This is a genomic window from Rathayibacter sp. AY1F9 (assembly GCF_002932155.1).
Taxonomy (GTDB): Bacteria; Actinomycetota; Actinomycetes; order Actinomycetales; family Microbacteriaceae; genus Rathayibacter.
On sequence record NZ_PSVA01000007.1, the window covers coordinates 1 to 20644 of the forward strand.

The following is a 20644-nucleotide window of genomic DNA, read 5'->3' on the forward strand; positions in this document are numbered from 1 at the left end:
GCTCGCTGAGGGCGCTCTCGTCCTCGACGAGCAGGATGCTGGTCACGCGTGTTCTCCTATCGGGGCGGTCGCCGCGAAGGGCGTCCGGGCGGGGTCGGCCGTCGGGGTGACGGTCGGCGTCGCGGAGGGAGCGGGGGTCAGCGTCGAGTAGGCCTCGAGGGCGTTCGTCAGGACGGGGACGAGGAGCTCCTTGCCCTGCTCGGAGCCGTACTGGAAGTAGACGGGGAGCAGGCCGCCGGGGATCGTGTCGATGTCGTCCATCTGGACGGCCTCGGTGCTGTCGGGGCGGACCTCGGTACGGCCGGGGACGGCGTCGACGGTGTCGCTGGTGCGGCCCGCGGAGCCCTCGTACTGCACCTCGACGCTCAGCGCCTCATCGGTGGAGTTCACGAGCGTCACGATCAGGGTGCCGGCCTCGCCGTCGTCCGAGACGATCATCGCGTTGCGGATGGCGAGATCGCCGATCGTCGCGCCGACTCCGTCGCTCGGGTCGTAGATCTTGCGCGTCGCCTGCGGGGCGACGAGGTTGCAGCCGGCGGTAGCGAGGGCGACGCCGACCGCGAGAACGACGGATGCAGCGATACGCGCCTTCACAGGAACCTCCAGATCGTCGGCCCCGCTCGCCCCGGACAGGGCGACTTCACTGTGCACGAGCCGACACCAGGCTAGCGTAGCGAGCACCGCGGCTCCGCCCGTCCGGACTCCCGTCCCGCTCGGCGCGCATGGTAATCTGTCCGCCGCTGAAAGGACGTCGCATGCAGTTCGAGGTCGGAGAGACGGTCGTCTACCCCCATCACGGAGCCGCCACGATCGCCGAGGTGAAGACCCGGACGATCAAGGGCCAGGAGAAGACGTACCTGAAGCTCCGCGTCGCGCAGGGCGACCTCGTCATCGAGGTGCCCGCCGACAACGTCGACCTGGTCGGCGTCCGCGACGTCATCGGCCGCGAGGGTGTCGAGCGCGTGTTCGAGGTCCTGCGCGCCGAGGTCGTCGAGGAGCCGACCAACTGGTCGCGCCGCTACAAGGCCAACCTCGAGAAGCTCGGGTCCGGCGACGTCGTCAAGGTCTCCGAGGTCGTCCGCGACCTCACCCGCCGCGACCGCGACCGCGGCCTCTCGGCGGGGGAGAAGAGCATGCTCGCCAAGGCCCGCCAGATCCTCGTCTCCGAGCTCGCCCTGGCCGAGAAGACCGACGAGGACGCCGCCTCCGTGCTCCTCGACGAGGTCCTCGCATCCTGAACGGTCCGGCCGGCGCGCCGACCGCGGCCGTCGTCGTCGTCGCCGCCGGCAGCGGCACGAGGCTCGGCCGCGAGCGCCCCAAGGCCTACGTCGACTGCGCGGGGAGGACGATCCTCGAGCGCAGCCTGCGCACGGTGCTGCTGCTCGCGGAGCCGGTCCAGATCGTCGTCGTGGCTCCCGCCGCCCTCCTCGAGGAGACGGCCGCTCTCGCGCATGCCGCCGGCGCCCCGGACGGCTCCGTCAGCGTCGTCGCCGGAGGCGCCAGCCGCCAGGAGTCGGTCGCTCGGGGGCTCCGGGCGCTCGGCCCGGCCGTGGAGACGGTGCTCGTGCACGACGCCGCCCGCGCCCTCACGCCCGTCGACCAGTTCGAGCGGGTGATCGCGGCGGTCCGGGAGACGCGCGGTGGAGTGATCCCGGGTCTGCCGGTCACCGACACGATCAAGCGCATCCGCGCCGACGGCGGGATCCTCGGCACGGTGGACCGCTCCGAGCTCGCCGCGGTGCAGACGCCGCAGGGCTTCCCGCGCGCGCTCCTCGACGAGGCCTACGCCTCGGCGGAGGAGGACTTCACCGACGACGCGGCGCTCCTTGCCTCGCGCGGCAGTCCCTCGATCGTCGTCGCCGGCGACCCGCTCGCCTTCAAGATCACCACCCCCTGGGACCTGGCCCGCGCCGAGCAGGTGCTCGCACCGCCGCCCGTCGTGGTCGTGCCGCGCGTCGGCATCGGCACGGACGTGCACGCGTTCGACGACGCGTCGCCGCTCTGGCTCGCCGGGCTGCACTGGCCGGGGGAGCGGGGCCTGTCCGGGCACAGCGACGGCGACCCGGTCGCCCACGCGATCTGCGACGCGCTCCTGGCGGCGGCGGGTCTCGGCGACATCGGCTCCCGCTTCGGCACGGCCGACCCGCGCTTCGCGGACGCCCACGGCGAGGTCTTCCTCCGCGCGACCCGCGAGCTGGTGGAGTCCGCCGGCTTCGCCATCGGCAACGTCTCGGTGCAGCTCATCGGCAACCGCCCGAAGTTCTCGCCGCGGCGCGAGGAGGCGCAGAGGCTGCTCTCGGAGCTGCTCGGCGCACCGGTCAGCGTCGCCGCCACCACCTCGGACGCGCTGGGCTTCACCGGCCGGGGCGAGGGGGTCGCCGCGACCGCGACGGCACTCGTCCTCCCCACCCCCGCTGTCACCCGGTAGTCCCCGGGCGGAGCCGCCGACCCGGCCGGGAGCGGTCCGCCCGGTAAACTCGCCCGCGTGACTCTGCGACTGCATGACTCGAAGGCCCAGGCCCTCGTCGATTTCGTCCCCCTCCGCGAGAACGAGGTCGGGATGTACGTCTGCGGACCCACCGTTCAGTCCTCGCCCCACATCGGGCACCTGCGCTCCGCCCTCGCCTACGACCAGCTGCGCCGCTGGCTGGCGTACCGCGGCTTCCAGGTCACCCTGGTGCGCAACGTCACCGACATCGACGACAAGATCCTCGCCATCGCCGAGGACGCGCGGCGTCGGGTGCCCGAGGGTGCGCCGGTCGAGCAGTGGTGGGCGCTCGCCTACCGCGTCGAGCTCGAGTTCACCGCCGCGTACACGGCCCTCGGCATCCTCCCGCCGACCTACGAGCCGCGCGCGACCGCGAGCATCGCCGAGATGATCACCCTCATCCAGACCCTGATCGAGCGCGGTCACGCCTACCCGGCGCCCGACGACTCCGGCGACGTCTACTTCGACACGCGGTCCTGGCCGGACTACGGCTCGCTCACCCACCAGCGCCTCGAGAGCATGGAGGCGGCGACCGACGCCGACCCGCGCGGCAAGCGCGACCCGCACGACTTCGCTCTCTGGAAGGGCGCCAAGCCGGAGGAGCCCGAGTCGGCCGCCTGGGCCTCGCCGTGGGGCGCCGGGCGCCCCGGCTGGCACATCGAGTGCTCCGCGATGTCGACGAAGTACCTCGGCACCCAGTTCGACATCCACGGCGGCGGGCTCGACCTGCGCTTCCCCCACCACGAGAACGAGCTCGCCCAGTCCAGCGCCGCCGGCCACGCCTTCGCCAGCTACTGGCTGCACAACGGCCTCGTGTCCGTCATCGGCCAGAAGATGAGCAAGTCGCTCGGCAACTCGGTGTTCGCCTCCGAGCTGCTCGAGGCGGCCCGCCCGCTCGTCGTCCGCTACTACCTCGGCTCGGCCCACTACCGCTCCACCCTCGAGTTCCACGACGGGGCCCTCGAGGAGGCCGAAGCGGCGCTGGAGCGGATCGAGGGCTTCCTCGAGCGCTCCCGCCGCCGCCTCGACGGCACGCGGTTCGCCGCGCTCGGCGAGCCGGTGGTTCCGGAGGAGTTCGCCGAGGCGATGGACGACGACCTGTCCGTCCCGCAGGCCATCGGCGTCCTGCACGAGACCGTGCGCGCCGGCAACGCCGCCCTCGACGCCGAGGACCTCGGCTCCGTCTCGGCCCTGCGCACCCAGGTGCTCGCGATGGCGGCCGTGCTCGGCATCGACCCGGAGGCGCCCGAGTGGGCGCGCTCCGACGACGAACCCTCGTACCGCGCGCTCAGCGTGCTGGTCGACCGCCTGGTCGCCGAACGCCAGACCGCGCGCGAGCAGCGCGACTGGGCGAGCGCCGACCGCATCCGAACCGATCTCGCCGCGGCGGGAATCACGATCGAAGACACCCAGACGGGTGCGCATTGGAGTCTCGATGGCGAATAAGCCCGGCCGCCCCGGAGCGGTCCGAAAGAAGAGCAAGGGCAAGGCCGTCGGTTCCGGCGGTCAGGGCCGTCAGGCCCTCGAGGGCAAGAAGCCCACGCCCAAGGCCGAGGACCGGCCCTACCACCCCGCAGGCAAGGCGAAGCTCGCGCGCGAGCGCTTCGTCGCCGCAGGCGGCAAGGGCCGCCCCGGCGGAGCCCTCTCCGCGGCCGCCCGCGGACAGGGGCGCCCCGCTCCGTCGCGCAAGCCCAAGAGCGGCGACGACTTCGAGATGGTGACGGGCCGGAACTCGGTCCTCGAGGCGCTGCGCGCCAGCATCCCGGCCACCACCCTCTACCTCGCGACCCGCATCGAGATGGACGACCGGGTCAAGGAGGCGCTCAAGATCGCCACCGCCCGCGGCCTTCCCGTGCTCGAGGTCATGCGCCCGGAGCTCGACCGCCTCGCCGGCCCGGACTCCGTGCACCAGGGCCTCGTGCTCAAGGTGCCGCCCTACGAGTACGCCCACCCGAGCGACCTGCTCGAGCGCAGCGTCTCCCGCGGAGCGGTCCCCCTCCTCGTCGCCCTCGACGGCATCACCGACCCGCGCAACCTCGGAGCGATCATCCGCTCCGTCGCCGCGTTCGGCGGACAGGGCGTCATCGTCCCGCAGCGCCGCTCCGTGGGCCTCAACTCCGCCGCCTGGAAGACCTCCGCCGGAGCCGCCGCACGCATCCCCGTCGCGATGGCGTCCAACCTCACCGCCATGATCAAGGACTTCAAGCGCGCGGGCGTCTTCGTCATCGGACTCGACGGCGACGGCGACGTGATGCTCCCCGGCCTCGAACTCGCCGACCGGCCGCTCCTCGTCGTCGTCGGCAGCGAGGGCAAGGGCCTCTCCCGCCTCGTCACCGAGCAGTGCGACGCCGTCGTCTCCATCCCGATCAGCTCCGCCACCGAATCCCTCAACGCCGGGATCGCGGCGTCGGTCGCGCTCTACGAGATCTCCAAACTCCGCTCCGCCTCCGAGTAGCGCGGGCACCGGCACGGCGATCTGCGGCGTTGTCGTCGGGCGCGATACCGCCGGTATCGCTTCCTCCTCCGCCTTGCAGCTCACCGCGCCGGCACCCGCGCTACGGGTCTGGATGTCAGAGGCGCCGCCTGCGGCGAGCGGATCGAGGGGCGCCGCCTGCGGCGAGCGGACCGAGTGCGCCGCCTGCGACGAGCGAGCCGGGGGGATGCGAAGAGGGCCCGTGCTGACAGCACGGGCCCTCTTGCGGTGGTGGGGTCAGACGTTCTTGGTCCAGTCGACGTCGGCGTCCTCGTCGGTGAGCTCGGCGTCGCCGGACTCGTCGAGGACGAGGTTCGGGAGGGTCAGCGCCTCGGTGGGAGGAGCGATGACCGTCGCCTCGTCGCGGCGGTGACGCAGGATGTCGTTCACGTAGGCGGTGACCGCCTCCGCCAGGGGGACGTCGCGCGCCTGCTGCTGCGACATGAACCAGCGGTGCTCGAGCAGCTGGTGGAACATCTCGGCCGGCTCCAGGCGGCCCTTGAGATCACGGGGGATCGAGCGGATGACCGGCTCGAACACCTGCGCCAGCCACTCGTGCGCCACCATCTCCTCGTCCAGGCCCTGCTTGTCGTAGGTCGCCGTGTACGAGTCGAGGTCGTTGAGCAGGCGCCGCGCCTGGTTCTCCTGCGCGTCCAGCCCGGTGAGACGGAGCAGCCGCCGCTGGTGGTGGCCGGCGTCGACCACCTTCGGCTGGATGCGCACCGTCGACCCGGCCTCGTCGGTCTTGATCGCGAGCTCCTCGATGTCGAAGCCCAGCTCGTTCAGCCGGTTCACGCGGTCGTTGATCCGCCAGCGCTCCGACGTCGCGAACGACTCGGCACCGGTCAGCTCCTTCCAGAGGCTGCGGTACGCCGCGACGATGCCGTCGGAGACCGTGATCGGGTCGAGGTCGTCGTCGACGCGACCGCCGGCCTCGAGGTCGAGCAGCTCGCCGGCGATGTTGACGCGGGCGATCTCCAGATCGTTCTCGCGCTGGCCGTTCGAGAGGCCGCCCGAGTAGAGCTGCCCGGTCTCCGCATCGACCAGGTAGGCGGCGAAGGCGCCGGCATCGCGCCGGAAGAGAGTGTTCGAGAGCGAGACGTCGCCCCAGAAGAAGCCGATCACGTGCAGGCGGACCAGGAGGAGCGCCAGCGCGTCGACCAGACGGGTCGCCGTGTCCGGCCGCAGCGTCTGCGAGAAGAGCGCCCGGTAGGGGAGCGAGAACTTGAGGTGACGGGTGACCAGCACGGCGGGCAGGGCCTCGCCCTCGTCGTCGGTGCGGTTCGTGATCACCGCGCCCGGAACCACGCACGGCACGTCGAGGCGCTGCAGCGTCTTAAGCATCTCGTACTCGCGCCGCGACATCTCGGCGGTCGTCTCCTTGACGGCGACGACGTGACCGGAGAGGTGGGCGAAGCGGACCGTGTGCCGCGAGATGCCCTTCGGCAGGGCGGCGATGTACTCGTCGGGCCAGTCGTCGAGCCGCAGGTTCCACGGCAGGTCGAGCAGGGCCGGGTCGACGGTGGCCGAGGTGATGTTCAGGGAGCCGGACATGGTGCGCCGTTCGTGTCGCGTGTCGGACGGTGGGGGAGCCGCAGACGACGCTGCCGCCGCCCTGGAGGGGACGGCGGCAGCGTGCGGTGCAGGAGGAGGCTCAGGAGAGGCGCTCGCCCGACTCCGCGTCGAAGATGTGCACGCGGTGGTTCGCGGTCACGTACACGCGGTCGCCCGCGGTGGGGTGCACGCGGCCGTCGACGCGCGCGACGATGTCGGTGCGGCGGCCCTCGACCTCGGTGTGGCCGTAGAGGTAGCCGTCCGAGCCGAGCTCCTCGATGAGGTCGACCTCGATCGGCAGTCCGCCGGGCTGGGTCGAGACGGTGACGTCCTCGGGGCGCACGCCGAGCGTGACGACCTTCTGGCTCGTCTTCGCGAGCGCCTCGCGGGCGATCGGGAGGACGGTGTCGCCGAACTTGACGCCGCCGTCGGTGACGTCCGCGTGGAACAGGTTCATCGCGGGCGAGCCGATGAAGCCGGCCACGAAGACGTTGTTCGGGTTCTCGTACAGGTCGCGGGGCGAGCCGACCTGCTGGAGGAGGCCGTCCTTGAGGACCGCGATGCGGTCGCCCATTGTGAGCGCCTCGGTCTGGTCGTGGGTGACGTAGACCGTGGTGATGCCCAGGCGGCGCTGCAGCGTGCCGATCTGGGTGCGGGTGGACACGCGGAGCTTGGCGTCGAGGTTCGACAGCGGCTCGTCCATGAGGAAGACCTGGGGCTTGCGGACGATGGCGCGGCCCATCGCGACGCGCTGGCGCTGGCCACCGGAGAGCGCCTTCGGCTTGCGGTTCAGGTAGGGCTCGAGGTCGAGCATCTTCGCGGCCTCGAGGACCCGCGCGGCGCGCTCGTCCTTGTTGACGCCGGCGATCTTGAGCGCGAAGCCCATGTTCTCGGCGACCGACATGTGCGGGTACAGCGCGTAGTTCTGGAAGACCATCGCGATGTCGCGGTCCTTCGGCGGAACGTCCGTGACGTTGCGGTCGCCGATGAGGATGCGGCCCTCGTTGACCTCTTCGAGGCCGGCGAGCATGCGCAGCGAGGTGGACTTGCCGCAGCCGGAGGGGCCGACGAGGACGAGGAACTCGCCGTCGCCCACCTCGAGGTTGAGCTTGTCGACGGAGGCGCGAGTGGCCCCGGGGTAGACGCGGGACGCGTGGTCGAAAGTTACGGACGCCATTGTTCTTGCTCCTTCACCGGCAGGTACGTGCCGGACGATCCGAGTGAATGGAAGTGATGGTCATCATCGCGTGGGCGACTCCGACCAACCGTCACAGTATGCCACGGGGCCGACAGTCGTCGGTCGGGCACCGCGTATCCGTCGTTTGGAGGTTTCCCAGGGCTCGCGCGTAGGATTCCGGCGAGTCGCGTCCGGCGACCCCCTTCTTCCCCCTCTCTCATTCGGAGCGTTCTTGTCATGACCACCGGCGGAGCCAATGACCGTCTCTCGAAGAACCAGCGACGAGAGGCCGCCCGAGAGAAGGCGCGCCGCCTGCGCGAGCAGCAGAAGCGCCGCGACCGCGTGAGCCGCTTCGCCCTGCAGGGCGGGCTCGCCGCCGTCGTGATCGCGGTCGTCGTGATCGTGGTCTTCGCCGTCACCTCGAGCATCCGCCCCGCGGGCCCGGGCCCGGCGAACATGGCGAGCGACGGTGTCGTCATCGGCGAGAACATGGTCGCGCAGACGAGCGGCGCCGTCGCCGCCGACGGGACGCCCACCCCCAGCGCGCTCGACACCTCGGCCGGCACGGTCGACATCCGGGTCTACCTCGACTACCTCTGCCCCTACTGCGGCCAGTTCGAGAAGACCAACGGCGACCAGATCAAGGAGTGGGTGACCAGCGGTGCCGCGACGGTCGAGATCCACCCGATCGCCATCCTCACGACCCGCTCCAACGGCACCAAGTACTCGGAGCGCTCGGCCAACGCCGCCGCGTGCGTCGCGGACCGCTCGCCCGACTCGTTCTTCGACTTCAACTCCCTGCTGTTCGCCAACCAGCCGGCGGAGGGGACCGACGGACTCTCGGACGACCAGTTGAAGGATTACGCCTCGCAGGCCGGCGTCGAGGACACGGCGGCCGTGAACACCTGCATCGACGACCAGAGCTTCGTGAGCTGGGTCCGCGCCGCGACCGAGCGCGCCACCTCGGGTCCGCTGCCCGGCACGGACGTGCCCGCAGTCACGGGCACCCCGATTGTCCTGGTCAACGGCGAGGCGTACTCGGGCTCGCTGACCGACCCGGACGCCTTCAGCTCCTTCGTGCTCTCGGCCGCCGCCGACTCCTACTCGTCGGCGACTCCCGCGCCCACCTCCTCCGAGACCCCGGCGCCGAGCGACACGCCCGCCTCGACCGAGGCCCCCGCGTCGACCGAGACGCCCGCGTCGACCGAGACCCCCGCTCCCAGCGACGCCCCGGTCTCCACCGAGGCTCCGGCCTCCTCCGAGCCCACTCCGGCCGCCGCGGGCTGAGCCCCGGACGCGCACGAGCCCCGCGCATGCAGAAGGCCCCGACCGCACACAGCGGTCGGGGCCTTCTTCTCTCCTGAGCCGACGACGGGACTTGAACCCGTAACCGCCCGATTACAAGTCGGGTGCGCTACCAATTGCGCCACGTCGGCAGGTGCGCTCGCGCGCCCGGCCACCCTATCGCGGGCCCCGGATCCGCCCGGATCGGGGCCCGCCGCGTCTCACGGTTCGAGGATGCTGAGGTGCCGCTCGGCGGGAGCGGGACGCTTGGGGCCGCCGATCTTCCCGTCGGGACGGCCGACGTAGAGCCAGCCGAGCAGCTCCTCGCCCTTCTCGAGGCGATGCGCCTTCCGCACGGCCTTGTCGCGCGTGTAGGAGCCGGTGCGCCAGAAGACGCCCCAGCCCGCCTCGTCGAGCAGCAGGCTCAGGAGGTGGGCGACGCCCGAGGCGACGGCCTCCTGCTCCCAGGCCGGCACCTTCGACTTCTTGACGCTGACCACGACGGCCAGCAGCAGGGAGGCGCGGTGCGTCTTCTCGATGTACTTCCGCGGGTCCTTCTTCGCCCCCGAGGCGACCGCGAAGCTGCGGCCGACCCGGTCGCGGGCGGCGCCGCGGATCTCGATGACCCGCCACGGGCGCAGCGAGCTGTGATCGGCGAGACGCGACGCCGCCGAGACGAACGCCGCGATCTCGTCGTGCCCCGGAGCCTCCGGCGTCACCTTCGAGCGCGATCGGCGCGCGAGGACGGCCTCGAGCACGGGGGAGGAGGACACGGTCACTCGCCCTCGGCCTGGAAGTTCAGGGCGATCGAGTTCATGCAGTAGCGGTCGCCGGTGGGCGTGCCGAAGCCGTCGGGGAAGACGTGTCCCAGGTGGGATCCGCAGTTCGCGCAGCGGACCTCGGTGCGGACCATGCCGAGGGTGCTGTCCTCGATCAGCTGGACCGCGTCCGGGTTCACGGACTCGTAGAAGCTCGGCCAGCCGCAGCCGGAGTCGAACTTGGTGCCGCTCTTGAAGAGCTCGGCGTTGCAGGCGGCACAGGTGTAGAGGCCGGAGCGGTGCTCGTCGAGCAGCTCGCCGGTCCACGGGCGCTCGGTGGCCGCTTCGCGCAGGACCGCGTACTGGTCGCGGTCGAGCTCCTCGCGCCACTCGGCGTTGGACTTGTTCACGGAATACGACGACATGGGTCTCCCTCGGAATCCTCGTCAGTGTACGGGGGCGGTCGCGCCCCTCCACCTGGTCCAACCCCCGGGACGACGGCTCCATTCCGCCTCCGCGGGCTGTGGAGGAGACTCCCCGCCTCCATGCCGCGACACGGTCACGAGGTGTTCGGAGCGCCTCCTCGGCGGCGGCCGTGGGCCTGCCTACGCTGGAGGAGTGAGCAGGACGACGGACCCGAGGCCGGGCACCGGTCTGTCCGAGCGCGAGCTGCGGGTGCTCGCCTTCGAGCGCGAGTGGACGGCCCGCTCCGGGGACAAGGACGACGCCATCCGCTCCCAGTTCGGACTGTCGGCCGCCCGCTATTATCAGGTGCTCAGCGCGGTGCTCGCCTCTCCGGCCGCCCTCGCGCACGACCCGATGCTCGTCACGCGGCTGCAGCGCATCCGCGACCAGCGCGCCGGCGCCCGCGCCTCGCGACGCCTCGGGCGCCTCGAGTAGACGAGCTGCTCGAGTCCACCAACGGAAGGCCGGCCGTACCCCCGATGTCGAACACGCACCCGAGAGACCGCTTCGACGAGGTCCCGGCGACGGAGGCGCGCGTCGGCGCCCACCGCCGGCCGCCGGCCCCTCACGCCCGCGCCGTCGCCCTCGCCTGGGCCGCGCTCGCCACCGGAGTCATCGTCCTGCTCGGCTTCATCGGGCTGCTGGTCATCGACGACCGGGTGCAGTTCACAGACGTGTTCACTCCGCCCACCGCGACCGCGGAGGCGACTCCGACCGCTGCCGCGACGCTCGATCCCGAGCTCGCCGTCGCCATCCTCAACGGCACCGCCACCGTCGGACTCGCCGCCAGCGCCGGCGACGCCCTGACGACGGCCGGCTGGAGCGTCCCGACCGTCGCGAACGCGAACACCGAGGACATCGCCGCCACGACCGTCTACTTCACCGACCCGGCGCTCGAGGGAGCGGCCCTCGGTCTCGTCGACTCGCTCGGAACGGGGACCGTCCTGCTCTCGCAGGACTTCGTCGAGACGGGCTCCGTCGTCGTGGTCCTGGGGGCCGATTACGCGTCCGAGCAGGGCTGATCGGGGCCCTCTGTTACGGGCACGTTTCCTCCGTGTTGAATCCCGGGCAACTCTTCCCCGCGAGGCCCTTTCCAGCCCCTCCCGGGGCCGATAGCCGGATTAGTATTCCTGACCAGGCACCAGCACATCGCTCGTGCCGCGGGCATCACAGCACTGGGGAGTACAGAGATGGCGAACGGAACCGTCAAGTGGTTCAACGCTGAGAAGGGCTACGGCTTCATCACGGTCGACGGCGGCGGACAGGACGTCTTCGTCCACTACTCCGCGATCGACATGTCGGGGTACAAGGTCCTCGAGGAGGGGCAGCAGGTCGCGTTCGAGGTCGGCACGGGGTCGAAGGGCCCCCAGGCCGAATCGGTCCGCCCGGCCTGACCGCCGAGCCTCCCGGGAGCCGTCGTCCGCCTCGTGCGGGCGGCGGCTCCTTCGTGTCGGAGCGCGTGCCGGTCGCTTGCACTCGTCCACCGCGAGTGCCAGAATCGACCTTGGCACTCGCTCCGGTCGAGTGCCAGCACAGACATTTCACGACGTCCGGGAGGGACGAGAAACACACATGGCCAAGATCATTGCTTTTGACGAAGAAGCCCGCCGCGGCCTCGAGCGTGGACTCAACACTCTGGCCGACGCGGTCAAGGTGACCCTCGGCCCGCGCGGCCGCAACGTCGTCCTCGAGAAGAAGTGGGGCGCTCCCACCATCACGAACGACGGCGTCTCCATCGCCAAGGAGATCGAGCTCGACGAGCCGTACGAGAAGATCGGCGCCGAGCTCGTCAAGGAGGTCGCCAAGAAGACCGACGACGTCGCCGGCGACGGAACCACCACCGCGACCGTCCTCGCTCAGGCGCTCGTCCGCGAGGGCCTGCGCAACGTCGCGGCCGGCGCCGACCCGATCAGCCTCAAGAAGGGCATCGAGAAGGCCGTCAAGGCCGTCACCGCCGAGCTCATCGCCGGCGCGAAGGCGATCGAGACCAAGGAGGAGATCGCGGCGACCGCCTCCATCTCCGCCGCGGACCCCGAGATCGGCGCGATCATCGCCGAGGCGATCGACAAGGTCGGCAAGGAGGGCGTCGTCACCGTCGAGGAGTCGAACACCTTCGGCACCGAGCTCGAGCTCACCGAGGGCATGCGCTTCGACAAGGGCTACCTGTCGCAGTACTTCGTGACCGACCCCGACCGTCAGGAGGCGGTGTTCGAGGACCCCTACATCCTCATCGTCAACTCCAAGGTCTCGAACATCAAGGACCTGCTCCCGGTCGTCGATAAGGTGATCCAGGCGGGCAAGCAGCTGCTGATCATCGCCGAGGACGTCGACGGCGAGGCGCTGGCGACCCTGGTCGTCAACAAGATTCGCGGCATCTTCAAGTCGGTCGCCGTCAAGGCCCCCGGCTTCGGCGACCGTCGCAAGGCGCAGCTCCAGGACATCGCGATCCTCACCGGCGGCCAGGTCATCTCCGAGGAGGTCGGCCTCAAGCTCGAGAACGTCACCCTCGACCTGCTCGGCTCGGCCCGCAAGGTCGTCATCACCAAGGACGAGACCACGATCGTCGAGGGTGCCGGCGACGCCGAGGCCATCGCCGGCCGCGTCGCGCAGATCCGCGGCGAGATCGAGAACACCGACAGCGACTACGACCGCGAGAAGCTCCAGGAGCGCCTCGCGAAGCTCGCCGGCGGCGTCGCGGTCATCAAGGCCGGAGCGGCGACCGAGGTCGAGCTCAAGGAGCGCAAGCACCGCATCGAGGACGCCGTCCGCAACGCGAAGGCCGCCGTCGAGGAGGGCATCGTCGCCGGTGGTGGCGTCGCCCTCATCCAGGCCGGCAAGCTCGCCTTCGAGAAGCTCGAGCTCGTCGGAGACGAGGCGACCGGCGCGAACATCGTCAAGGTCGCCATCGACGCCCCGCTCAAGCAGATCGCCCTCAACGCGGGCATGGAGCCCGGCGTCGTCGCTGCGAAGGTCCGCGAGCTGCCCACCGGACACGGCCTCAACGCCGCGACCGGCGAGTACGTCGACCTCATCGCCGCGGGCATCATCGACCCGGTCAAGGTCACGCGCTCCGCTCTGCAGAACGCGGCGTCGATCGCCGGTCTCTTCCTCACCACGGAGGCCGTCGTCGCCGACAAGCCCGAGAAGAACCCGGTCGCCGCGGGCGGCGACCCCACCGGAGGCATGGACTTCTAGTCCGTCCCCCCACCACGCAGAAGGCGGTTCCCCTCCGGGGGAGCCGCCTTCGGCGTTTCCGGAGGCATCTGAGCGAGCAGCAGGCGACCGAACCGGCAGGTGGTTCTGAATCTGCTCCGCGACCACAACGGCGGTCCTCCTGCGGTGGCACCGCACTCCGCGCCGCCTCGGTCTCCTCAGCGGACACCGGCACCAGAAGCGCGTGGGGTGCGCCGGTGCGGGTCGCGACGTACGGGGTCGGGGCGGAGATGTCGTCGGCCGAACGGATGCGGACGGCGACTCTGCAAGAGCCGGCGACGCGGCATCCGTCGAGCGTCGAGTGTCATCTCCAGCGGTCCGGGCGGGCTCGCCGCCCGTTGGTCCCCAAGAGGAGAGAGTGAGCCGTGCGCGGCCGTGCGCGGCCGTGCGGGCCGGGTGGGCGAGGTCACGGTCGCTCGGGCGGATCGATCTGTGCCGCTCGCGGACGTCGACGGGAGACCTCGGACCGAAGGGGCCCCGAGGTAAGACGGACCGCGGTGCGGATCAGACCGAGGCGGGGGAGGTCTCGCCGTTCTGGCCGACCGTGAGCAACGGCAGCGCGACGCGGAAGGTCGCGCCTCCGCCCGGCGTCTCGACGACGTCCACGCGGCCCTTGTGCGCGGCGACGATCGAGGAGACGATCGCCAACCCGAGGCCGCTGCCGCCGGTCTCGCGGGTCCGCGAGGTGTCCGCGCGCCAGAAGCGCTGGAAGATCTTCTCGCGGATCTGCGGCGGGATGCCCTCGCCGTGATCGATGACCTCCAGGAGTGCGAGGCGGCGGGAGCGGTCGACGGCGACGCCGATCTCGATCGGAGTGTCCTCGGGCGTGTAGCGGACGGCGTTGCCGATCAGGTTCGTCAGGACCTGGCGGATCTTGTTCTCCTCCGCCATCACCATCGCCGGCACGCCCGGCTCCTCGGGGGCGGTGGCGGTGCCGGCGGCGATCTCCTCGGCGTTGACCCGTCGCGGACGCCGGCGGAATCGGGCGAGCCTCGCTCCTGCAGCGGCGATCGGGCCGGTGAGCCCGGGGTTCGTCAGCTCCATGGTCTGCGTGGCGGAGGCGCCGGCCTCGTCGGGCTCGAGCGCGGGCGTCTCCACGGGGGTGTCGTCGCGGGTCTCGACGCCGAAGTCGCGGTCGGGCCAGGAGGCCATCGCGTCCATCGCGGCGTCGCGGGCGAGCGGCATCAGATCGACGGGCGCGAGTGCGAGAGGCTTCGTCTCGTCGAGGCGGGCGAGCTCGAGGAGGTCCTCGACCAGGCCGCCCATCCGGATCGCCTCCTTCTCGATGCGCTCCATCGCCTGGCCGACGGCCTCGGGCGTCTGCAGAGCGCCCATCCGGTACAGCTCGGCGTAGCCGCGGACCGAGACCAGCGGCGTGCGCAGCTCGTGGCTGGCGTCGCCGACGAAGCGGCGCATCTGGTCGATCGTGCGGGCGCGGTCGCGGAAGGCGGAGTCGATCCGCCCGAGCATCGCGTTCAGGGAGCGGTTGAGGCGCCCGACCTCGGTGTTGGGCGTCGTGCCGTCCAGACGCTGGCTGAAGTCGCCGTCCGCGATGGCGGCAGCGGTCTGCTCGACCTCGCGCAGCGGGGCGAAGGTGGTGGTGACCAGCAGGCGGGTGAGGAGTGCGCCGATCACGACGATCGCAACTCCGAAGCCCAGGAAGATCGTGAGGTACGTCGTCATGATGACGTCGACGCTGCGGGTCGACACCGCGAGCAGGAGCGTCTGGTACTCGGTGCCCCTCGTGAACACCGTCGACATGACGTGGTACTCGACCTTGCCGTTGGAGCTCCAGATCTCCATCGGCTTGTCGCCGCCCTGCAGCGCCTGCTCGAGGGTGAAGGTCTGCGGGAAGGCGGGGTCGGCCGCGCCGGACGCGTTCGTGTTGTCGAGCGTGCCGTACTGGTCGTAGACGGCGCCGAAATCGGCCTTGGACTCGTCGATCGCGGCGAGGTCGTTGACGGAGAGGTCGCTCGCCGTCCGTTGGACCTGGTCGGCCAGCTGCGCGTCGAGCTGGGCGACGAGCTGCGGCTTCAGCATCGTCATCGTCCCGATCCCGGAGACGAGGAGTCCCAGCGTGAGCAGGAGGACCGTGACCGCGGTGATCTTGGTGCGCAACGAGATGGAGTTCCACCGCTCGGCCAGACCCTGGTGCATGGCGGTGGAACTCCCTCGGGATCGGCGGGCGCCGCGCCTCCGGCGGGAGGTGGCGCCGAGGTGGCGGAGGCTAGGCCTTCGCGACCTTCAGCATGTATCCGAATCCTCGCTTGGTCTGGATGAGCGATTCCTCCGAATGCGTGTCGAGCTTACGTCGCAGGTACGAGATGTAGGACTCGACGATGCCCGCATCGCCGTTGAAGTCGTACTCCCAGACGTGGTCGAGGATCTGCGCCTTGCTGAGCACCCGGTTCGGGTTGAGCATCAGGTAGCGGAGCAGCTTGAACTCGGTGGGGCTGAGCTCCACCGGCTCGTCGCCGACGAGGACCTCGTGCGTGTCCTGGTCCATCGTCAGCTCGCCGGCCCGGATGACCGCGTCCTCCTCGGCGTGCATGGTGCGGCGGAGGATCGCCTTGATGCGCGCGACGATCTCGTCGAGGCTGAACGGCTTCGTGACGTAGTCGTCACCGCCGACGGTGAGGCCCGTGATCTTGTCCTCGGTGTCGTCCTTCGCCGTGAGGAAGAGGATGGGGGAGGTGTACCCGGCCGAGCGGAGGCGCTTGGTCACGCCGAACCCGTTCATGTCGGGGAGCATCACGTCGAGGATGATCAGGTCCGGCTCCTCCTCGAGGACCGCCGAGATCGCCTGGGCCCCGTTGCCGACCGCACGCACGGCGAAGCCGGCGAAGCGGAGGCTCGTGGTGAGCAGGTCTCTGATGTTGGGCTCGTCGTCGACGATGAGAATGCGGGGTCCGTCCATGCAGGACAGTATCTGGCCGTCGGCTGTACGGAGTCTGGGAGTCGGTTGTCCGGGCGCTCGGTGCCGGCTCGGCGGCGGGGAACGCCGGATCGGAGGCGGTGCGGCAGGAGGAGAGCGCGTCCGATCAGGGCTGCGCGCGGCGGCGCCGGACACCCACGATGAGCATCGCGATCATCATGAGGAACGCGATGGGCAGGCCCACCAGCGGCACAGCGAAGACGAACTGCCAGAACGGGCCGGCGTACTCGCGGATCCCGAGCGCGGGGGCGACCAGGATCGCGAGGAACGCGAGGACCGTCACGACGATGATCGCGATGAACATGTAGGCGAGCGTGCGCTCCGCGCGTCCGACGCCCGCCGGCTCCTGTGGCTTCACCCGTCAAGGATAGGGCGGCCCCGGTCGACTAAACTGATGGCTGCTTCATTTCCAGGAGGGGTCTGCATGCCTACCGGCAAGGTCAAGTTCTACGACGAGGAGAAGGGCTTCGGCTTCATCAGCACTGATGACGGCCAGGAGGTCTTCCTGCACGCTTCCGCGCTGCCCTCCGGGACCGCGGTCAAGGCCGGCACCCGCCTCGAGTTCGGCATCGCCGACGGCAAGCGCGGGGCGCAGGCGCTCTCGGCGCGCGTCCTCGACGCTCCGCCGAGCCTGGTGAAGCTCAACCGGAAGTCCGCGGACGACATGTCCGTGATCGTGGAGGACACGGTCAAGCTGCTCGACGGGATCGGCGCCGGGCTCAAGCGCGGCCGCTACCCCGACAAGGCGCACGGGCGCACGATCGCGGCGCTCCTGCGCCGGGTTGCGGACGAGCTGGATGCCTGACGCCGACGGCACGACCGACGAGCAGGGCCCGGTCGAGGAGATCGTCGCCGATCCGACCACGGAGGGCGCTCGCGTGGAGCAGTCCTCGGGAGAGGGCGACTCCGGCGAGCCGGACACGACTCCTGCCGAGGAGGACTCCTCCGCCGAGGACGCGAGCGGAGCCGACGAGGAGATCGCCGCTGACGAGGCGGCTCCTGTCGACGAGGCACCCTCCGGCGAGGGTGAGAGCGACGCCGCCCTCCCGGTGACCGAGGCTCCTGGCGAGGACTCCGCCTCTGCGGAGGAGACTCCTCCGGCCGACGATGTCGCCGCTGAGGCGGGGGCTCCCGGCGCGGACACGGCTTCTGCTGCAGTGCCGACTCCTGCTGAGGACGCGGCCCTTGCTGACGATGCGGTTCCTGCTGACGACGCGGGAACATCTGAGGACTCGGCTCCTGCTCAGGACCTGGCTCCTGCTGACGACTCGGCTCCTGCTGAGGATGCGACTTCTGCTGAGGATTCCGCCCTCGTCATGGACGAACCTTCCGAGGCCGATGGCGCACCGGCGGCGGACGCGACGTCAGCCGACGACGACGCTTCCACCGGGGAGACGGACGAGGCCGCCGCGGACGAGGCTCCCGAGCCCGTCTACGAGGCGGACGCCGTGCTTGCCGGGTCTCTCGATGTCGCGCGCGCCGCGCTCGCCGAGATCGCCCCCGAGGGGACGATCGGCGAGCTGGTCACGACTCTGGCGCAGGGCGAGCACGTCGTGTCGCTGCAGTTCGCGAACCTCATGCGCGGGTACCCGGGTTGGCTGTGGACGGCGACGCTGTCCCGGATCGACGAGACCGAGGACGTGAACGTCCTGGAGGTCGAGCTGCTGCCGGGCGAGGGCGCGGTCCTCGCTCCGGACTGGGTGCCGTGGTCCGTGCGTCTCGCCGACTACCAGACCGCGCAGGACGCGCTCGGCGAGGAGGTCGAGGACGCGGACGACGACGAGCTCGAGGACGCCGAGGAAGACGACCTCGACGACGAGTCGGACGACGACTCCGACGAGGACGAGGACGACTCGGACGACGACGACGATCCGGTCGACGACGACGACGACGCGGACGACGATTCCGACGGCGACGACTCGGACGACGAGGACTCGGACGACTCCGACGACGACGACCCGGACGACGACTCCGACGACGAGGACTCCGACGACGTCGAGCCCGAGCCCGCCCCCGCCCCGACGACCCGTCGCCGTCGACGTCGCCGCTGATCCGGTCCGGCGCCGCCCGATGAGCATCGACTCCGACACCCGCATCGCTTATCCCGACGGCGCCGTGCGCTCCTCCGGGCGCGTGCAGCACGTGGGCCGGCTGGAGGACGGCCGCTGGGCGGTCGTCCTCGATGCGACCTCCGCTCACCCCGTCGACCCGACCTGGCCCGACCAGGGGCCCGACCGCGGCGCGCTGGCCGTGGCGGGGGAGCGGCATCCCCTCATCGACTGCCGCATCGGGGCGTGGCAGGGCGGCGAGCTGCACGTCGGCGAGCGGCTCCCGGCGCGGCTCGGCACTCCGGAGTGGAGCTTCGTCGTCGTCCACATCGTCGACGACGCCTCCTCACTCCACGTGGACGACGAGGTCGACGTCGAGGTCGACGCGGAGCACCGGCACGAGCTCTCCCGTGGGCACACCGCCTGCCACCTCGCCTCCCTCGCCCTGAACGCCGCTCTGGCCTCGTTCTGGTCGAAGCCGGCGCGCACCGACGCTCTCGGGAACCCGGACTTCGACCAGGCGGCGATCCAGACCTCGCGGATCCGCGAGTCCGGCTCCACCGACGTCTACCGCCTCGGCAAGTCCCTCCGACGCAGCGGGATGGACACCGCCCGCCTGCTGGCGGAGATCCTCGAGGTGCAGGAGCGGGTGAACGCCCTCCTCGCCGAGTGGATCGCCTCGGACGCGGAAGTGTTCATCGAGCGCGATGACGACCTCCTCAGCACGCGGCGGACATGGCGCTGCACCCTCCCCGCGGGGGACGCCGCGATCGCGTGCGGCGGCACCCACGTCGAGCGCCTCGGCGAGTTCACCGGCCTGCGCGTCCGTCTCGAGCCGGAGGCCGACGGCACCGGGCTTCGAATGGAGACCGACGCGGTCTAGCGGCGGTTGCGGCTGTAGAACAGCCCGATCGTGCCGAGGACCAGTCCGATCACGACGGTCGACAGGACGACCGGCTCGATGACGGCTCCGACGGCCGTCGCCACGAGCACGGCCACGAGCGCGACCGCCCAGACGACGCACCCGACCAGCAGAGCCGTCGCGTCGTCGCTCGCGTAGGGCGGCGGCGCGGGCCGCCGCTCCTCCTCGCGCAGCCACAGCCGCATGGCGTGCCTCAGACCGCCAGGCGCTCGAGGACGTGGTCGATGCAGCCGAGCAGCGAGCGGACGTCGTCCGGCTCGATCGCGACGAACGTCGCCACGCGCAGCTGGTTGCGGCCGAGCTTGCGGTACGGCTCCGTGTCGACGATCCCGTTCGCGCGGAGGATCTTCGCGACGAGAGCGGCATCGACGGAGGCGTCGAAGTCGACGGTCGCGACGACCTGGGAGCGGTGCTCGGGCACCTCGACGAACGGGGTGGCGAGGCTCGAGGCCTCGGCCCAGTCGTAGATCGTGGAGGAGGACTCGGCCGTGCGCGCCGACGCCCAGGCCAGGCCGCCCGAGGCGTTCATCCACTCGAGCTGCGACTCCATCAGCAGGAGGGTCGAGAGCGCCGGAGTGTTCAGCGTCTGGTTCAGGCGCGAGTTGTCGACGGCGTTCTTGAGGCTCAGGAACTCGGGGATGTAGCGGCCGCTCGCCGCGATGCGCTCGATCCGCTCGATGGCGGCGGGGGAGAAGAGACCGAACCAGAGTCCGCCGTCGGAGGCGAAGTTCTTCTGCGGGGCGAAGTAGTAGACGTCGGCCTCGGCGATGTCGACGTCGATGCCGCCCGCCGCGCTGGTGGCATCGATGACGGTGAGCGCGCCCTCGTCGCCGCGGACCCGGCGGACCGGGGCCATCACTCCGGTGCTCGTCTCGTTGTGGGGCCACGCGTACACGTCGATCCCCTCGACGATCTCGACCTCGCTCCGGGACCCCGCGGGGGCGGAGACGACGTGGGCCGGCTCGAGGAACGGCGCGGAGGCGGCGGCCGCGAACTTCTGGCCGAACTCGCCGAACGTGAGGTTCTCGGCGCGGCGCTCGATGAGGGAGAAGGCGGCGGCGTCCCAGAAGGCGGTCGAGCCGCCGTTGCCCAGCAGCACCTCGTAGCCGTCGGGGATGCGGAACAGCGTGGCGAGGTGCTCGCGCACGCGCCCGACGAGGTCCTTGACGGGCGCCTGGCGGTGCGAGGTCCCGAGGAGGTGCGCGCCCTGCGTCGCGAGATGGGCGAGCTGGTCGTGCCGCACCTTGGACGGGCCGCAGCCGAACCGTCCGTCGTGGGGGAGCAGCTCGCGAGGAATGGTGAGGTCCGGCATGCGTTAATACTAGGG

General features: G+C 70.9%; 22 protein-coding genes and 1 tRNA gene. 12 read left to right on the top strand and 11 right to left on the bottom strand.

The genetic code is table 11. The features are described 5' to 3' along the window. Positions 1-42 precede the first annotated feature (42 nt). Positions 43-594: a hypothetical protein gene (locus tag C5C37_RS17430; RefSeq protein ID WP_104355311.1), complete on the bottom strand. Its 552-nt coding sequence runs from the start codon at positions 592-594 to the stop codon at positions 43-45. A gap of 161 nt (positions 595-755) precedes the next feature. On the opposite strand from C5C37_RS17430, the gene C5C37_RS06425 reads away from it, so the two are divergent. Genes C5C37_RS06425 through rlmB form a run of 4 tightly spaced genes read left to right on the top strand, consistent with a single transcriptional unit; the run spans position 756 to position 4943 of the window. After that, positions 756-1238, top strand: a complete 483-nt coding sequence (locus C5C37_RS06425; protein WP_104224589.1) for a CarD family transcriptional regulator — start codon at positions 756-758, stop codon at positions 1236-1238. After that, the gene (gene ispD / locus C5C37_RS06430; protein ID WP_104338707.1) at positions 1232-2428 is read left to right on the top strand and encodes a 2-C-methyl-D-erythritol 4-phosphate cytidylyltransferase; all 1197 of its coding nucleotides are present in this window, start codon (positions 1232-1234) and stop codon (positions 2426-2428) included. Before C5C37_RS06425 ends, ispD begins: the two co-directional genes overlap by 7 nt. Positions 2429-2485: 57 nt before the next feature. Further along, the gene (gene cysS, locus C5C37_RS06435; RefSeq protein WP_104258202.1) at positions 2486-3934 is read left to right on the top strand and encodes a cysteine--tRNA ligase; all 1449 of its coding nucleotides are present in this window, start codon (positions 2486-2488) and stop codon (positions 3932-3934) included. Further along, positions 3924-4943: a 23S rRNA (guanosine(2251)-2'-O)-methyltransferase RlmB gene (gene rlmB / locus C5C37_RS06440; protein ID WP_104224591.1), complete on the top strand. Its 1020-nt coding sequence runs from the start codon at positions 3924-3926 to the stop codon at positions 4941-4943. Before cysS ends, rlmB begins: the two co-directional genes overlap by 11 nt. Positions 4944-5198: 255 nt before the next feature. On the opposite strand, the gene C5C37_RS06445 is transcribed toward rlmB, so the two are convergent. After that, positions 5199-6515, bottom strand: coding sequence for a DUF4032 domain-containing protein (locus C5C37_RS06445; protein ID WP_104226481.1), 1317 nt, complete (start codon positions 6513-6515; stop codon positions 5199-5201). Between the two features lie 100 nt (positions 6516-6615). Then, entirely contained in the window at positions 6616-7692 is a 1077-nt protein-coding gene (locus C5C37_RS06450) for an ABC transporter ATP-binding protein (RefSeq protein ID WP_104224593.1), read from the bottom strand. A gap of 237 nt (positions 7693-7929) precedes the next feature. Between C5C37_RS06450 and C5C37_RS06455 the strand changes: the two genes are divergently transcribed. Further along, positions 7930-8979, top strand: coding sequence for a thioredoxin domain-containing protein (locus C5C37_RS06455; RefSeq protein ID WP_104338673.1), 1050 nt, complete (start codon positions 7930-7932; stop codon positions 8977-8979). A 76-nt stretch (positions 8980-9055) separates the two neighbouring features. Here C5C37_RS06455 and C5C37_RS06460 read toward each other — a convergent pair. The 3 genes from C5C37_RS06460 to msrB form a co-directional block, all read right to left on the bottom strand. Beyond that, positions 9056-9128 (bottom strand) — tRNA-Thr (locus C5C37_RS06460). Between the two features lie 69 nt (positions 9129-9197). Continuing rightward, a complete protein-coding gene (locus C5C37_RS06465) occupies positions 9198-9755 on the bottom strand; it encodes a nitroreductase family protein (protein WP_104226480.1) in 558 nt (185 codons plus the stop codon). Further along, positions 9752-10159, bottom strand: a complete 408-nt coding sequence (gene msrB, locus C5C37_RS06470) for a peptide-methionine (R)-S-oxide reductase MsrB (protein WP_104338674.1) — start codon at positions 10157-10159, stop codon at positions 9752-9754. Before msrB ends, C5C37_RS06465 begins: the two co-directional genes overlap by 4 nt. A 193-nt stretch (positions 10160-10352) precedes the next feature. On the opposite strand from msrB, the gene C5C37_RS17825 reads away from it, so the two are divergent. The 4 genes from C5C37_RS17825 (at position 10353) to groL (ending at position 13394) form a co-directional block, all read left to right on the top strand. After that, the gene (locus tag C5C37_RS17825) at positions 10353-10634 is read left to right on the top strand and encodes a DUF3263 domain-containing protein (RefSeq protein WP_104224597.1); all 282 of its coding nucleotides are present in this window, start codon (positions 10353-10355) and stop codon (positions 10632-10634) included. A 44-nt stretch (positions 10635-10678) separates the two neighbouring features. Continuing rightward, positions 10679-11221, top strand: a complete 543-nt coding sequence (locus tag C5C37_RS06480; RefSeq protein WP_104266885.1) for a LytR C-terminal domain-containing protein — start codon at positions 10679-10681, stop codon at positions 11219-11221. 168 nt (positions 11222-11389) lie between these two features. Then, positions 11390-11593, top strand: a complete 204-nt coding sequence (locus C5C37_RS06485; RefSeq protein ID WP_104224599.1) for a cold-shock protein — start codon at positions 11390-11392, stop codon at positions 11591-11593. Between the two features lie 178 nt (positions 11594-11771). Next, positions 11772-13394 (top strand): chaperonin GroEL, encoded by a 1623-nt coding sequence (groL, locus tag C5C37_RS06490; protein WP_104224600.1) that lies wholly within the window; start codon positions 11772-11774, stop codon positions 13392-13394. A 522-nt stretch (positions 13395-13916) separates the two neighbouring features. On the opposite strand, the gene C5C37_RS06495 is transcribed toward groL, so the two are convergent. The 3 genes from C5C37_RS06495 to C5C37_RS06505 all read right to left on the bottom strand — a co-directional run bounded on the left by C5C37_RS06495 (position 13917) and on the right by C5C37_RS06505 (position 16705). Then, positions 13917-15569, bottom strand: a complete 1653-nt coding sequence (locus C5C37_RS06495) for a HAMP domain-containing sensor histidine kinase (protein WP_104224601.1) — start codon at positions 15567-15569, stop codon at positions 13917-13919. A gap of 70 nt (positions 15570-15639) precedes the next feature. Further along, positions 15640-16329: a response regulator transcription factor gene (locus C5C37_RS06500; protein ID WP_055787731.1), complete on the bottom strand. Its 690-nt coding sequence runs from the start codon at positions 16327-16329 to the stop codon at positions 15640-15642. A gap of 124 nt (positions 16330-16453) precedes the next feature. Further along, a complete protein-coding gene (locus C5C37_RS06505) occupies positions 16454-16705 on the bottom strand; it encodes a hypothetical protein (RefSeq protein WP_258061220.1) in 252 nt (83 codons plus the stop codon). A gap of 66 nt (positions 16706-16771) precedes the next feature. Between C5C37_RS06505 and C5C37_RS06510 the strand changes: the two genes are divergently transcribed. Genes C5C37_RS06510 through C5C37_RS06520 form a run of 3 tightly spaced genes read left to right on the top strand, consistent with a single transcriptional unit; the run spans position 16772 to position 19278 of the window. After that, positions 16772-17152 carry a cold-shock protein gene (locus C5C37_RS06510; protein WP_104224602.1) on the top strand — a complete coding sequence of 127 codons (381 nt, stop codon included), beginning with the start codon at positions 16772-16774 and terminating at the stop codon, positions 17150-17152. Then, positions 17145-18398 carry a DUF3027 domain-containing protein gene (locus C5C37_RS06515; RefSeq protein ID WP_104338676.1) on the top strand — a complete coding sequence of 418 codons (1254 nt, stop codon included), beginning with the start codon at positions 17145-17147 and terminating at the stop codon, positions 18396-18398. Before C5C37_RS06510 ends, C5C37_RS06515 begins: the two co-directional genes overlap by 8 nt. A gap of 19 nt (positions 18399-18417) precedes the next feature. After that, positions 18418-19278: a metal-dependent hydrolase gene (locus C5C37_RS06520; protein WP_104338677.1), complete on the top strand. Its 861-nt coding sequence runs from the start codon at positions 18418-18420 to the stop codon at positions 19276-19278. Here C5C37_RS06520 and C5C37_RS06525 read toward each other — a convergent pair. Together C5C37_RS06525 and serC are read right to left on the bottom strand one after the other, a co-directional pair. Then, positions 19275-19502 (bottom strand): DUF2530 domain-containing protein, encoded by a 228-nt coding sequence (locus C5C37_RS06525; RefSeq protein WP_104224604.1) that lies wholly within the window; start codon positions 19500-19502, stop codon positions 19275-19277. The two genes, C5C37_RS06520 and C5C37_RS06525, sit on opposite strands and share 4 nt — an antisense overlap. 8 nt (positions 19503-19510) lie before the next feature. Further along, entirely contained in the window at positions 19511-20629 is a 1119-nt protein-coding gene (gene serC / locus C5C37_RS06530; RefSeq protein WP_104263055.1) for a phosphoserine transaminase, read from the bottom strand. Positions 20630-20644: the final 15 nt, after the last annotated feature.

Bases quoted from the DNA above. Each gene is read 5' to 3' on its own strand.
- C5C37_RS06425 (WP_104224589.1), top strand. From the start codon at position 756: ATGCAGTTCGAGGTCGGAGAGACGGTCGTCTACCCCCATCACGGAGCC.
- rlmB (WP_104224591.1), top strand. From the start codon at position 3,924: ATGGCGAATAAGCCCGGCCGCCCCGGAGCGGTCCGAAAGAAGAGCAAG.
- C5C37_RS06445 (WP_104226481.1), bottom strand. From the start codon at position 6,515: ATGTCCGGCTCCCTGAACATCACCTCGGCCACCGTCGACCCGGCCCTG.
- C5C37_RS06450 (WP_104224593.1), bottom strand. From the start codon at position 7,692: ATGGCGTCCGTAACTTTCGACCACGCGTCCCGCGTCTACCCCGGGGCC.
- C5C37_RS06455 (WP_104338673.1), top strand. From the start codon at position 7,930: ATGACCACCGGCGGAGCCAATGACCGTCTCTCGAAGAACCAGCGACGA.
- msrB (WP_104338674.1), bottom strand. From the start codon at position 10,159: ATGTCGTCGTATTCCGTGAACAAGTCCAACGCCGAGTGGCGCGAGGAG.
- C5C37_RS06480 (WP_104266885.1), top strand. From the start codon at position 10,679: ATGTCGAACACGCACCCGAGAGACCGCTTCGACGAGGTCCCGGCGACG.
- C5C37_RS06485 (WP_104224599.1), top strand. From the start codon at position 11,390: ATGGCGAACGGAACCGTCAAGTGGTTCAACGCTGAGAAGGGCTACGGC.
- groL (WP_104224600.1), top strand. From the start codon at position 11,772: ATGGCCAAGATCATTGCTTTTGACGAAGAAGCCCGCCGCGGCCTCGAG.
- C5C37_RS06495 (WP_104224601.1), bottom strand. From the start codon at position 15,569: ATGCACCAGGGTCTGGCCGAGCGGTGGAACTCCATCTCGTTGCGCACC.
- C5C37_RS06500 (WP_055787731.1), bottom strand. From the start codon at position 16,329: ATGGACGGACCCCGCATTCTCATCGTCGACGACGAGCCCAACATCAGA.
- C5C37_RS06510 (WP_104224602.1), top strand. From the start codon at position 16,772: ATGCCTACCGGCAAGGTCAAGTTCTACGACGAGGAGAAGGGCTTCGGC.
- C5C37_RS06515 (WP_104338676.1), top strand. From the start codon at position 17,145: ATGCCTGACGCCGACGGCACGACCGACGAGCAGGGCCCGGTCGAGGAG.
- C5C37_RS06520 (WP_104338677.1), top strand. From the start codon at position 18,418: ATGAGCATCGACTCCGACACCCGCATCGCTTATCCCGACGGCGCCGTG.
- C5C37_RS06525 (WP_104224604.1), bottom strand. From the start codon at position 19,502: ATGCGGCTGTGGCTGCGCGAGGAGGAGCGGCGGCCCGCGCCGCCGCCC.
- serC (WP_104263055.1), bottom strand. From the start codon at position 20,629: ATGCCGGACCTCACCATTCCTCGCGAGCTGCTCCCCCACGACGGACGG.